This is a genomic window from Desulfuromonas sp. CSMB_57, from assembly GCF_020194955.2.
Lineage (GTDB): Bacteria > Desulfobacterota > Desulfuromonadia > Desulfuromonadales > Syntrophotaleaceae > JAFCIY02.
Genome location: NZ_JAFCIY020000033.1, coordinates 1 through 13,115, shown reverse-complemented (window position 1 = coordinate 13,115; position 13,115 = coordinate 1). Strand labels below are relative to the sequence as shown.

Annotated in this window: 9 protein-coding genes; 8 read left to right on the top strand and 1 reads right to left on the bottom strand. The window is 55.5% G+C overall.

The features are described from left to right. The first annotated feature begins 12 nt into the window (after positions 1-12). The 7 genes from JQN68_RS10430 (at position 13) to JQN68_RS10400 (ending at position 10,953) form a co-directional block, all read left to right on the top strand. The gene (locus JQN68_RS10430; RefSeq protein WP_225073037.1) at positions 13-1,446 is read left to right on the top strand and encodes a GGDEF domain-containing protein; all 1,434 of its coding nucleotides are present in this window, start codon (positions 13-15) and stop codon (positions 1,444-1,446) included. Positions 1,447-1,950: 504 nt separating this feature from the next. Continuing rightward, positions 1,951-3,540, top strand: a complete 1,590-nt coding sequence (locus tag JQN68_RS10425; RefSeq protein WP_225073036.1) for a methyl-accepting chemotaxis protein — start codon at positions 1,951-1,953, stop codon at positions 3,538-3,540. A 139-nt stretch (positions 3,541-3,679) separates the two neighbouring features. Further along, positions 3,680-5,377, top strand: coding sequence for an L-lactate permease (locus tag JQN68_RS10420; protein ID WP_225073035.1), 1,698 nt, complete (start codon positions 3,680-3,682; stop codon positions 5,375-5,377). A 514-nt stretch (positions 5,378-5,891) separates the two neighbouring features. Beyond that, positions 5,892-7,910: an asparagine synthase (glutamine-hydrolyzing) gene (gene asnB / locus JQN68_RS10415; RefSeq protein ID WP_249621178.1), complete on the top strand. Its 2,019-nt coding sequence runs from the start codon at positions 5,892-5,894 to the stop codon at positions 7,908-7,910. Further along, positions 7,907-8,947, top strand: a complete 1,041-nt coding sequence (nadE, locus tag JQN68_RS10410) for an NAD(+) synthase (protein WP_225073033.1) — start codon at positions 7,907-7,909, stop codon at positions 8,945-8,947. Before asnB ends, nadE begins: the two co-directional genes overlap by 4 nt. 75 nt (positions 8,948-9,022) lie before the next feature. Continuing rightward, the gene (locus tag JQN68_RS10405) at positions 9,023-9,340 is read left to right on the top strand and encodes an acyl carrier protein (protein ID WP_225073032.1); all 318 of its coding nucleotides are present in this window, start codon (positions 9,023-9,025) and stop codon (positions 9,338-9,340) included. A 32-nt stretch (positions 9,341-9,372) separates the two neighbouring features. Next, the gene (locus JQN68_RS10400) at positions 9,373-10,953 is read left to right on the top strand and encodes an AMP-binding protein (RefSeq protein WP_249621177.1); all 1,581 of its coding nucleotides are present in this window, start codon (positions 9,373-9,375) and stop codon (positions 10,951-10,953) included. Between the two features lie 44 nt (positions 10,954-10,997). On the opposite strand, the gene JQN68_RS10395 is transcribed toward JQN68_RS10400, so the two are convergent. Further along, positions 10,998-11,699: a GNAT family N-acetyltransferase gene (locus JQN68_RS10395; RefSeq protein WP_225073030.1), complete on the bottom strand. Its 702-nt coding sequence runs from the start codon at positions 11,697-11,699 to the stop codon at positions 10,998-11,000. A gap of 451 nt (positions 11,700-12,150) precedes the next feature. Here JQN68_RS10395 and JQN68_RS10390 point away from each other — a divergent pair, with 451 nt between their 5' ends. After that, entirely contained in the window at positions 12,151-12,867 is a 717-nt protein-coding gene (locus JQN68_RS10390; RefSeq protein WP_249621176.1) for a rubredoxin-like domain-containing protein, read from the top strand. Positions 12,868-13,115 lie beyond the last annotated feature (248 nt).

The following is a 13,115-nucleotide window of genomic DNA, read 5'->3' as shown; positions in this document are numbered from 1 at the left end:
TGACGGGGGCCCATGGTCAAGGGTTACAGAAAAGATATTTTCAAGGTTTACGCCGTTATCGCCCTGAGTTGTGTTCTGCTGGCGCTATGCTTTTATCTCTTCGGTTTCCGCCCCCTGGTCGACCGACTGCACCAGGCCCACGGCCAGGAAATCCGGTTCTACCTGAACAGCGGTCACCAGCTCCTCCACGAAGTCCTGCAAAACCACCGCGACATCGCCCGCCAGATGGCCAGCCGCACCATCATTCGCAAAGAACAGATTCGTTATCTGCGGGGCGAGATCGATGGGGCGGCGTTGGCGGCCTTCAGCCGGGACAAGCTCGCCGATGGCCTGACTGCTCACCCGGAAATCGCCGGCATCACCCGCTTCGATCCCCAGGGCCGGCGCCTCTATTCGGCCGGAATTGCGCTGCCCGTGGCATGGGACCATGCCTTCGACCACATCCCCCAAACCGTCCAGATCGCAGGCCCCGCCACCATCGAAGGAATATCGTACCTGCTCTATGCATCCCCCATCGTCGACCAACAGTTCGGATTGGCGGGCTACGATATCCTGATGTTCAGCGATGAACGCATTCAGGGCATCGTCTCCGCTGCCGCCAAATCCTCCAGCCATCTGGCCATCACCCGGGGCCGGGATATTCTCTATTGGCCCGCCGACTGCCCCGACGCGGAAGCCAGGACAACTCTGCAAGCCTTTTTGCAGAATGGCACAGTCCATAAATTCTATCAATTGCCCCGCCTGCCGCTGGCCGACAGCGACTTGAAGGTTTTCGCCGTCGTTGACACGCGGCTGTTCTTCGCCGATCTCCATCGGCAAAAGCTGAACTTGATGGCCGCCATCATCACCGCCACCCTGCTCATCGTCGTCGCCACGGTGCTGGCCATGGGTCCCCTGATTCGGCGACTCCTGACCCACCAGAGCCTGCTGGAACGTGCTCGCCTGGATGGCCTGACCGGCCTTTACAACCAGACCTGGCTGGCCTCCATCATGGAAAATGAATTGGAACGGGCGCACCGCTATCAGCGCTCCCTGTCCCTCGTCATGTTCGATGTCGACCGGTTCAAGGAAATCAACGATACCTGGGGACACCTCGCGGGCGACCAGGTCCTGCAACGCCTGGCCGGGCTCGCCGGCGGCATGATACGTGCCGTGGATTTTGCCGCCCGCTACGGCGGCGACGAATTCATATTGGTTTTGCCCGAAACGGGCATCCAGGGCGCCAATGCTCTCGCCGAGCGGTTGCGGCGGGCCGCCATGGAAGAGAGCTTTTCAGCTCGGGAACAGGCTTTTCAGGTCACCATCAGCGTCGGCGTACTGGAATATGTATCCTGTGATCGTGTACCGAACTGGAAAAAACTCTTGGAGCAGGTGGATCAAGCGCTTTATGCCAGCAAAGCCGGTGGCCGTAACCGGGTCACGGCAACCGCCTTTGCCTGCTGGTAAATTCTGCCGCCCTTTAGGTTGTGCACACGGAGTATAGGCTGCTCCTTATCGTATGGCCGAGAGGATGGACTACCACTAATCACAACGAGAACGGATCCGTTAGCGCTTCGCTGACAACGAAAAATGCGCCTGAACATCCCCATCGGTTAACCGCCCCTTGATTTCCAACCACTCTGCCAGATCTTCACCAGTTGACCTCACTCTCCTACCCCAATTCATCTTTCCTTGGCTGCCGAAAAACTCCACACCCTGCCTTATTTTTAAGCATACAGGGGTCTTCACGCTTCCTGTCAATCTTATAAACTATCGTCAACACAAGGTTTTTGGTCCTTAATTAATGGCACAAGCCTTGCAAAATTGGCGTTTCTCGATCAAAGACGCATCTTTCCGGAACCCGCTTTCAGCCTGGTATTTCCAGTATCCCTCGTCAGGTGTTCGACCTGGGGGCCGACTACGCTGTTCCGGAAAATCCTGTTCAATTCAATGAAGAAGGGAGCAGCTACGATGAAACAGGTACTCTGGCAAATGCGCATGGTCCTCCTGGTCACCCTGGCATTTCTAGGCGGGGCGGCCCTTGGGTATGGAACTCTGTCGGGAGGGCTCGGGCCCCTGGTCACGGCTGTTTTGGGAATTACGGGTCTGGGGTTTGGCTGGTGGCTGATTTTTCTGGCCTGCCGCCCCCTGCAAAGCCAACAACAGGAATTGACGGACCTGATCCATGGGATGGGCCAAGGAAAGCTGCATTTCGCCATGACCGGCAATACCCGGAACGGCTTGCTGAAATACCTGGCTGCGAGCCTGGAGCGAGCGACGACGGCCCTTAACGGAACTCTGGGCGGCTTCATCCGCTCCGCCAACCGGGTATACCTGTCGGCCGCCTCCCTGGAGCAATGTGCCACCGCCGCCGCCGACAATGCCGGCCTGCAATCGGAAAAAACCCATCAGATCGCTGCCGCCGCCGAAGAGATGGCCCAGACCATCACCCAGATCGCCGGTCATGCCGATTCCGTGGCCGGCATGTCCCAGCAAGCCATGGAAAAGGCTCTACAGGAGAAAATCCTTGCTGAGCGGGCCCAGGAATCCGCCCGGGAGGTGCTGGCCTCAACCCGCCTGTTGACCGAATCCATGCAGCGCCTGGAAACCAGTTCCGTGGCCATCGGCAAGGTGGTGACCCTGATCCGCGGCATTGCCAACCAGACCAATCTGCTGTCCCTCAATGCCAGCATCGAGGCGGCCCGAGCCGGCATTCACGGCAAGGGCTTTGCCGTGGTCGCCGCCGAAGTCAAGAACCTGGCGGAAAGCACCCTGTGCGCCACCGAGGATATCGCCGCTCAGATCGGCCATATTCAGGCTGAGTGCCGCCATACGGCAACGGACCTGGACAGTACCTGCCAGGCCGTGACCCGGACCGGGCAGGATATCGGTCATTTCGGTCAAGCCCTGCAAACCATGATCGCCACTTTCGAAACAGTGCATCACCGCATTACCGAAATTTCCGGCGCAGTGCGGGAGCAGGCCGCCACGACTCAGGAGGTGTCCAGCAGCATCGAAGAGATGGCCGGTCTGTCCGGGGCCATGGAAAGCATGGCACGCCGGGTCAGCAGCGAGGTGCAAAGTCTGAATGGTGTCACCGATGAGTTGTTGCTGCTGCTCGACCGGTTCCGGCTGCATGCGCACGAAATGGCGCGCGTAATGGTCTCGGAACTCGCCGGCCAGAGCGACCTTGTCGCCATGGACCGCACCCGACAGGAGAACCGGTTGCGCCTGGCCGCCAAACAGGACCCCTGCCTTGAGCTGCTCTATGTCACCGACGCCCAGGGCCGCCAGGTAACCAGCAACATCTTCGCCGAAGAGGGTACCGCCAGCGCCTACGGCAGCAACGGTCACGACATGGATTGGTCCCGTCGGCCCTGGTTCCAGGGCGCCCTGCAAAACGACGGCTGCCACATTTCCGAACTGTACCGTTCGGCGGCCACCGGGCGTTTCTGCTTTACCGTCGCCTGCGTCATCCGTAATGAACAGAACCGGATTCTCGGTGTTTTGGGCGCGGACATCAGCATCCTCCGCCTGCTGGAAACCCTCGACGCAGCCTGACCCTCCCTGCCTTTCCGGATTCACCTTGACCTGAAACAGCCCAGCTTGTTAAATGAGGGGCGCAACCCTGCGCCCCGCTGCCGTCAACCCCCTGATTCATTATCCCGCTACCTGGCGCCTTCCTAAAGGACGAGTGAAAATGCTGTCTTCAGGTACCCTGGCCCTGTTCGCGTTTCTCCCCATCGCCCTGGTGCTGGTGCTCATGGTCGGGATGCGCTGGCCGGCCACCCGGGCCATGCCTCTGGCCTGGGCCCTGTGCGCGCTGCTTGGCGCCCTTATCTGGAAAATGCCGCCGGCCTTCATCGCCGCCGCCACCCTGGCCGGATTCGGCAGCGCCGTCAACGTGCTGATCATCGTTTTCGGTGCCATCCTGATCCTCTACACCCTGCAGGCCGGCGGGGCCATGGAAACCATCAGTGCGGGCTTCCTCCATATCTCCCGGGATCGACGGGTGCAGACCATCATCATCGCCTTCATGTTCGGCGCGTTCCTTGAAGGCGCCGCCGGTTTCGGCACCCCGGCGGCCATTGCCGCCCCCCTGCTGCTCGGCCTCGGCTTCCCGGCCCTCGCCGCCGTCTGCGTCTGCCTGATCTTCAATTCGGTGCCGGTCACTTTCGGCGCCGTCGGCACACCCATGTGGTTCGGCCTCAAAAACCTGCAACCGCCGGTGCAGCAAAGCCTGGCCGCCCCGGCAGGGCCCATGGGTTTTTCCAGTTTCGACGGATTTCTCCGGCATGTCGGCCAATGGGCGGCCATCATCCACAGCCTGGTGGCCTTCGGTCTGCTGCTGTTCGTGGTCTGCTTTTTGACCCGTTTCTTTGGCCGCAACCGTTCCTGGCGGGAAGGTCTCGGTGCCTGGCGCTTCGCCCTGTTCGCCGCCTTCGCCTACACCCTGCCCTATCTCCTGACCGCCTTTCTGTTCGGCGTGGAATTTCCGTCCCTGCTGGGGGGCCTGGTCGGCCTGGCCCTGGTCATCGCCGCCGCCAAACGCGGCCTCTTTTTGCCCGCGTCGACCTGGGATTTTCCACCGCGTTCCGCCTGGGGCGATGACTGGATGGGTCTCATCGAGACCGGCAGTGCCGAGCAAAAGCCCTGCATGACTCAGTTTTTTGCCTGGCTGCCCTATATCCTCATCGCCGGCATCCTGGTGCTGACGCGCATCGATGCGCTGCCCTTCAAAGCCCGCCTGAACGCCTGGAGTTTGGAGTTCCCGCGCATCCTGGGTTTCGAGACCGTCAGCTTCAGCATGAAACCCCTCTATCTGCCGGGCATCCTGCCCTTTCTGCTGGTGGCCCTGCTCACCATCTTCCTGCATCGCATACCGCGTGCCAAGGTCGCCAAAGCCTGGGCCGAAAGCTTCCGACGCCTGAAGAATCCCACCATCGCCATGCTGTTCGCCGTAGCCCTGGTGGAAATCATGAAGCAGTCCGGTTACAACGACCAGGGCTACAGCGCCATGCCCCTGGCCATGGCCGAATTCATGGCAGATCTCGCCGGCCGCAGTTGGCCATTGTTCGCCGCCTATGTCGGCGCCCTCGGCTCCTTCATCGCCGGCAGTTGCACCGTCTCCAACCTCATGTTCGCCGAGTTTCAATACGGACTGGCATCAGGCATCGGCGCCAGCCGGGAAATCATCCTGGCCCTGCAGGCCGTGGGCGGCGCCATGGGCAACATGAGTTGCGTGCATAACGTGGTGGCGGCCTCGGCCACCGTCGGCCTGGTCGGCATGGAAGGCCTCATCATCCGCCGCACCCTGGTACCTTTGCTGCTGTACGGCCTGGCGGCGGGCCTTATGGGCCTGCTGCTGAGTTATGTGTTGTTCCCGGGAACCTTCTGACCCCAAAAGAGACCCCCATGACCGACCCCACCGCCGCCTGCTTCCTCCCAGCCCTACCGGACTTTCTGCGGAACCTGACGGGCGCCATGAGCCATGGCTCACGCCCCGCCCCACGCCCGCAACAAGTCACCCCTTTGTCCGCACTTTTCCAAACAAAACTTGCCGCATGACACCTCGAATCACAGTGGCAAGGTACCGCAAGTCATTGATCAAAAGTGTTCCTCCCCCCTGTTGCCACTTCAGATGAAAAATCAACCGTGACGAAACCTTTACCGTAAATATTTGGAATCAACCATGGAGCCCAGCCATCAGAGGAAAAATTTCCTCTCGGGGGCATTTCAAAAATAGCTCTATAACAGCCTGAAACCGTCCGCGGTAGCGCGCTCATACCGATCCACTGGCCGACACTCTCTGCCTTGACAGCAACAGACTTCACGATATGGTATTAAGCAAGTCAAACCTATTTTTTATAGGCTTGTGGATTTTTCATATTATCAAAGAGGAAATCCAACCAATGTGCGGAATTGTTGGCGCCATTAATTTTTTCGATAATATTGAGACATCCATTGATACGATTTCACGGATGATCAATGTTATTAAATATCGTGGTCCGGATGAAAGTGGCGCCTTTTGCTCACCAAATATGTCCATAGGAAATGCCCGCCTTAGTATTATAGGATTATCAGATGGATGCCAGCCAATCAGTAATGAAGACAAGAATCTATGGATTGTTTACAATGGCGAAACATTCAACTATATAGAACTTAAGAATGATTTATTGTCAAGAGGTCATCATTTTACCACCAATACAGATACGGAAGTTGTTTTACACCTGTATGAAGAATTTGGGGAACGTTGTTTGGAAAAAATTAACGGAGAATTTGCATTCGCGATATGGGATGCAAGGCAACAGGAATTGTTCCTCGCTCGAGATCGGGTTGGCATCCGTCCGCTTTACTATCTCGCCTGTGATGGAAAAATGGCCTTCGCCTCCGAGGCCAAAGCCCTTTTCGTGCTCCCCAATGTAAGCAGGGCCATCGACCCCGCCGCTATTGATGAAATCTTCACATTCTGGAGCACTTTGGGCAACGGCTGTTTGTTTCAGGACATCCGCCAGGTACGGCCCGGACATTATCTGACCTTCAGGAAAGGGCAAGTCCGCGAGCAGCCATACTGGGTGCGGCCCCATTTCGAGGAAAACCGGCAGTGGTCCGGAAGTTTGGAAGAAGCCCAACAGGAATTGGCCGAACTGCTGCTCGATGCCGTACGTCTCCGCCTGCGTTCCGACGTGCCGGTCGGGGCCTACCTCAGCGGCGGGCTCGACTCCTCTATTACCACAGCCCTGATTGCCCGGTTTTTCGACAACCGCCTCACCACATTTTCCATGACCTTTGACCTGCCGGCCTTCGATGAAACCTGCTTCCAGCAGCAACTGGTCGACCATCTCGGTACCGACCATCGCAGCATCGCCATCAACCGGGAGGATATCCTTGAAAACCTGCCGGCCGTCATCTGGCACTGCGAATCCCCGCTCCTGCGCACGGCCCCGGTTCCCCTCTGGATGCTGTCCGGACTGGTCCGTGACAATCAGTACAAGGTGGTACTCACCGGTGAAGGGGCGGACGAGGTATTCGGCGGATACAACATCTTCAAGGAGGCCAAGATCAGAGAGTTCTGGGCTCGGGAGCCCGGCTCCAAACGACGGCCCCGACTGTTGGAAAAGCTCTACCCCTATGTGTTTCAAAATCCCGGAAGGGGACGGGATTTTCTGCAGCATTTCTTTGCCGGCAATTTGGGCGGCGGCCGGGATGCGCTGTTTACCCATCGTATTCGCTGGGAGAATTCCCGACGCAATACCACCTTTTTTGCCCCTGATTTCAAGCATAGGTTGCCCGAATCCGATAGCCTTGCTACCCTGGCCATGACCTTGCCGGAGGATTTTTGCCAATGGGATCTATTTTCCTGCACCCAGGCTTTGGAAATGGACATTTTCCTGGCCAACTACCTGCTTTCCTCTCAAGGCGATCGAGTCGCAATGGCTCACTCCCTGGAAATCCGTTTGCCATTTCTGGACCACCGGGTCATTGAGTTTGCCGCCCGACTGCCGGCCCATTGGAAGATTCGTGGCCTCAACGAAAAATCCATTCTAAAACGAACCTTTGGCCATTTGCTTCCCGCCACCATCGCTAAAAGAGTGAAACAACCCTATCGCGCGCCTATCGCCGAAGCATTTCGCACCGCGCACGGCAAATCCTACATCCACGACTTGCTCGCTCCGGAAATGCTTCAGCGGTTTGGATATTTCGATTCGAACAAAGTCGCTTTCCTGCTGCGGAAATTTCGTCGGGACGATGCCGCCCTGATCAGTGAAACACAGAATATGGCCTTGATCGGCATCCTTTCCACGCAACTGGCTCACCAGTTGTTTATTGAAGATTTTCCCAGGATGAACATAAAACCGGCTGTTCTGGATCGCCTGGTTCGCCAAGAGGGCCTTCAACCTGATTCCATCCAGTATGGAGAACAGCCATGACTGCCAATCGCAAATTTTCCCCCGAGTTGCTCGATATCGATGTTGCGGCAGAAACCGAAGCCATCTGCCAGGGGATCCGTACCCTGCTCAAGGAGCAATTGCGCCGTCGAGGCCTGGTGGTTGGCTTATCGGGCGGCATTGACAGCAGTGTCACTGCGGCATTGGCCGTCAGGGCTCTGGGTCCAAACCGGGTTTTAGGCCTCGAAATGCCGGAGCGGGATTCGGCGGAAGAATCTCTTGCGATGAGCGGCCTGGTGGCGAGGCATCTGGGTTTGAATACCCTGCGGGAAGACCTGACCCCGATCCTCGACGCCCTCTCGTTTTATGCGCGTTATGCGGCCGCGGTACGGCAGGTGATTCCGGAATATGGAAAGGGATGGCGATCCAAAATCGTTTCTCCGGACATCACCCAGACCGATGGTTATACCCTGTTCTCCATTGTGGCCCAGAGTCCCGACGGCCGCGTTTCAAGGTGCCGACTGCCGTTGCAGGCCTATCTCGAGATTGTGGCAGCCACCAGTTTCAAGCAGCGCACCCGCAAAATGCTTGAATACTATCATGCCGACCGGTTGCATTTTGCAGTGGCCGGAACACCGAACCGACTCGAATACGATCAGGGCTTTTTCGTCAAACAGGGAGATGGCGCCGCCGATATCAAGCCCATTGCCCATCTTTACAAATCGCAGGTCTACCAATTGGCCGAGTATCTGCAAATTCCTGAGGAGGTCCGGCAAAGAGCACCAACCACGGATACCTTCTCCCTGGAACAGGGACAGGATGAATTTTACTTTTCCCTGCCCCTGAGGCACATGGATCTCTGCCTCTACGCCAAGAACCACGCCATTCCGGCCTGCGAGGTAGCCGCGGTCATCGGTCTTGATGAAAGCCGGATTCAGCGTATCTTTCAGGACATCGACACCAAGCGGGCCACCACACGTTACCAGCACCTGCCCCCATTGCTGATTTCCGATATCCCGGAAATCAGGCTGCAAAAAGGGGGCGGCCTTTCGGCCATGGCATGGCCCCTGCCGACATAACCCTGTTACAATGGTCCTTCAGAAATTCGGCGCCCTTTTTCCAACCCTTCGGCCACCCGACCCAGGAGTTACCCTATGGCAGACCAAGTTCCTTTTTTCAGTCCCAAACACCTCGGCAATCTGAGAGCCCGGATTCGGGCATTTGTGGTGGACAATTTCCTGTTTGGTGACGAGGAAGGCCTGCAGGATGAAACGTCCTTCCAGGAAAGCGGCATTATCGACTCGACAGGCATACTCGAGTTGGTTGATTTTTTGGAAAAACAGTTTGGAATAGCTATCAGCGACGAAGAACTGATACCGGACAATCTCGACTCCATCGATAAAACGGCCTGCTTCCTGAATAAAAAGGTCGGCGCATCGGAATTATCTCAGGGCGTTGTGCAACTCGGCTGATAGCCGGTCTCACAGGAGGGACACACAACCGCATGAACGTTCATCGTTTTTTGGAACGCTCGGCACAACTGCGCAGCGATAAAACCGCCCTGATATGCGGAGCGGAGCGACTGAGCTTCGCTGAAATCAACCAAAAGGCCGATCTGCTGGCATGCTACCTGATTGAAAACGGCCTTCAGCGGCAGGACCGGGTGGTGATTTTCCTGGAAAATTCCTCCGAGGCGGTGATTTCCCTGTTTGCCGTTCTCAAAGCGGGGGGCGTCTTCGTGCTTCTCAATCCCGGCATGAAGGAAAGCAAACTCCGTTACATCCTCAACGACTGTCAGGCACAAATCATCATCACCCAGGCTTCGCGACTGAAAATCGTTGACCATGTTCTCCCCGACTGTCCGGCATTACAGCATATGGTCTGTTTTCAGAGCGCATCCCGTAACGAATCCGGTGAACTGGCCAAAATCCGCGCTCACGACATCCTGGCGACGGTCTGCGATGGGAAGCAGGCCATGGCGCGGGGAGCCCGCTCTTCGACACAAAAACCGGTTTCGGTCATCGATGTGGATCTGGCCGCGATTATTTACACCTCAGGCTCGACAGGCGAGCCCAAGGGGGTTGTTTCCACCCATGGCAACATGATCGCCGCCGCAAACAGCATCATCACCTACCTGGAAAACACCGACGACGATATCGTGCTCAACACCCTGCCCCTCTCCTTTGATTATGGTCTTTACCAGTTGCTCATGACCTTTCATTTCGGTGGCACCCTGGTACTGGAAAAATCCTTTACCTATCCCTTCCAAATCATGCAAAAACTGGTTGCCGAAAAGGTCACCGGTTTTCCCTTGGTACCGACCATGGCGGCCATGCTGCTGAAAATCGATCTGGGCCGTTTCGATTGCCGGAACCTGCGCTACCTGACCAATACCGGCGCCGCCCTGCCGGTGGCACATATCAGGAAATTGCAGGAGTTATTTCCCGCATCACGGATTTATTCCATGTATGGATTGACCGAATGCAAGAGGGTGTCCTATCTGCCTCCGGATCAGTTGAACATTCGACCCGACTCAGTCGGCATTGCCATGCCCAATACGGAAGTTCTCATCGTCGATAGTCTGGGCAAAGAGGTGGGTCCCCAGCAGATCGGCGAACTGGTGGTGCGTGGCGCCCATGTCATGCAGGGATACTGGAACGCCCCGGAAGAAACCGTTAGAACCTTTAGACCGGGACGTTACCGGGAGGAAGTCTTGTTGTTTACCGGGGATCTCTTTCGCAAAGACGAGGAAGGATTTCTATATTTTGTGGCGCGGAAAGACGATCTGATCAAAACCCGGGGGGAACGGGTCAGCCCCCGGGAAATCGAAAACGCCCTGTGTGCCATGGAGGAGGTGACGGAAGCCGCGGTTGTCGGCGTGCCTGACGATATTCTGGGATCTGCCATCATGGCATTCGTGGTACCCCGAGCCGGCTACCTCTTGACTGAGGTCATGGTTCAGGCTCATTGCAATAAAACGCTGGAATCGTTCATGGTGCCGAAATACGTCGAGTTCAGATCCTCTTTGCCGAAATCGCCAACCGGCAAGGTCGACAAAAAGTCTCTCTCCATCGCTCGGGAATAAAATTCTCGAATTTTTGAGCAATTTTCGAAGTCAACCCTTTCGAGTTACTTTTTGGTGTTTCGCCATGAAAACCCGAAAAAGTTATAGCTATCAACCAATTGATGAATTTGAAAGCCGATATTTAAGAAACAGTTTAATGATTTGATGTTTTTTCTATGAATAAATGAATAACAGATTGAATACGCTTCTTCTTTAGCAATTTTAAGAATCTGCATATTCAAAGTTGTGAATAATCCCAAATTACGATATTTTGGAAAAATAAACAAATTTTCTACACACACTTCATTTTTTGCCAAAATAGGCATGGTTCTATTGGTGTTTTTCAAGGTAATTTGATTGTCTCCCGGACGCAACAGCCATTGCATTGAAACAATTTCACCATGCTTGTTTTTTCCCAAGTAACAACCATGATATCCGCGTTTAAAAAACAGATACCCTGCAAGAATTTGTTTCCGCGACAGTTTATCAAACTTCTCAATTTGATTTAAAATTTCATAAAAGTCACTTATATTGCACTGGCTAATTTTAATATCGGACCTGACTCGCAGGTCTTCGCGCAGAGCGCGCAAATTCAGACAAAGGCAAAAAAATCGATCTACAAAAATTATTCTTTTTAAAAACAAAAAAATTGTGCGCTTAATTCCGAGATTATTCAGTACATAAAAGTAAAACCGAATGCAGGAATTTGGAAATTTTTTCCCCATACCGAATATTTTGAATAAATTTCTGCTTTCGGCAGTCAGCATAATCATATCCCCAGAAAAAATAATACTGCATATATTTTATATCAGAACCGGTCCCTTGCAAACAAATTATGGCAACCGTCAAGCTCCAGGGATGGGTCCATGCGGCCCTCGGGGCGGGCGGCGCCGACTCTGCTTTACGGATGCTGCATTGTTCCCGCCCGGATCAATTGACCCACATCACCCATTCGTTTTCGTCTGTTCGTGCCGACTGAGTTCGGGTTAGTCATGCACTTGGAAAGCATTCTTTTGCTTCGCCCAGGGAGATACCTATAAAAAAGCAGGCAATGGCCTGTCGTGAGAGACAGAGGTCGCCTCTTTCGGATTCCCCGCTATACTGGAAAAACAGCCGAAAGTTCGCCGACTCCTTTCGCGAACTTCTGCGGGAGATAGGTGAAAAACGCGACCGATTCCTGAAGGAAAGGGAGTACGGCGGAATCGAAGGGGAATCGTCATGAAAAAGGAGCAGTTCGTCTGTCTGGTCTGCGGGTTCAACATGATTGGCTTCCATCCCGACAACTGCCCCTTCTGCGGGGCGCCGAAGGCGCGATTCATTACCGCCGAGGAGTGTTCGACCCGTTACAAGGTGGCGGCCACCCCCGTCAGCGACAAGGTAACGCGGCTCAACTCCCGGCCGGCCCTCGGCCTGGAGCATGCCGCCTATCGCATCGAAACCAGCGCCGGACCCTGCTGGATCGACTGCCCTTCCTCTTTCGATGCATCGCTGCCAGATGTCGACACGATCCTGTTCACCCACCACCATTTTCTCGGCGCCTCAAACCTCTACCGAGAACATTTCGGCGCCCGGATAAACATCCACCAGGCCGATTCGCGCCATGACATCTGCCGTCCCTTCCCCTTCGACGGCACCTTTGAGGAGGACTTCACCCATCGCGGCCTCGAAGCCTTTCACATCGATGGCCATACCCCCGGCTTTACTTTCTACATCTTCGAGGAAACGCTGTTCATCTGCGACTATGTTTTTCTCGTTGACGATGGCATGAGGTTCAACCCCTTCGGTCCTGCCGACCGGACCATCGCCGGGGGCCGCCGCATCCGCGAGCACCTCGATGGACGGCAACTGACCACCGTCTGTGGCTACAACTACGTGATTGATTACCGCGACTGGCTGCGCAAATTCGAAGCCGGGCCCACTTTTGGCGGTTTCTGAGCAGGGCGGATAATCTCCAAGTTAGCGGTATAAACCGCCGATGGCGTCTACGATGCCTATTTCGGGCCGCTACGGTTAGGGTGCTTAAAAATACGAGATGCTAAAAAAACTCGCCATGCCTACCCCAAACTCCATCTTTAACCTATGGATTTGAACTTCTTCTTTCAGAAAAAACCCGGAAAACCAGGTTCGCCGGTCCCGGCCGGCAGCCGGCCTACTTTCTTTGCTCGTCCAATAGAAAGTAGGCA

What these genes read in the sequence shown, in the direction of transcription:
- asnB (WP_249621178.1), top strand. Translation starts at nt 5,892, where the DNA reads ATGTGCGGAATTGTTGGCGCCATTAATTTTTTCGATAATATTGAGACA.
- JQN68_RS10425 (WP_225073036.1), top strand. Translation starts at nt 1,951, where the DNA reads ATGAAACAGGTACTCTGGCAAATGCGCATGGTCCTCCTGGTCACCCTG.
- JQN68_RS10420 (WP_225073035.1), top strand. Translation starts at nt 3,680, where the DNA reads ATGCTGTCTTCAGGTACCCTGGCCCTGTTCGCGTTTCTCCCCATCGCC.
- JQN68_RS10390 (WP_249621176.1), top strand. Translation starts at nt 12,151, where the DNA reads ATGAAAAAGGAGCAGTTCGTCTGTCTGGTCTGCGGGTTCAACATGATT.
- nadE (WP_225073033.1), top strand. Translation starts at nt 7,907, where the DNA reads ATGACTGCCAATCGCAAATTTTCCCCCGAGTTGCTCGATATCGATGTT.
- JQN68_RS10395 (WP_225073030.1), bottom strand. Translation starts at nt 11,699, where the DNA reads ATGCTGACTGCCGAAAGCAGAAATTTATTCAAAATATTCGGTATGGGG.
- JQN68_RS10430 (WP_225073037.1), top strand. Translation starts at nt 13, where the DNA reads ATGGTCAAGGGTTACAGAAAAGATATTTTCAAGGTTTACGCCGTTATC.
- JQN68_RS10405 (WP_225073032.1), top strand. Translation starts at nt 9,023, where the DNA reads ATGGCAGACCAAGTTCCTTTTTTCAGTCCCAAACACCTCGGCAATCTG.
- JQN68_RS10400 (WP_249621177.1), top strand. Translation starts at nt 9,373, where the DNA reads ATGAACGTTCATCGTTTTTTGGAACGCTCGGCACAACTGCGCAGCGAT.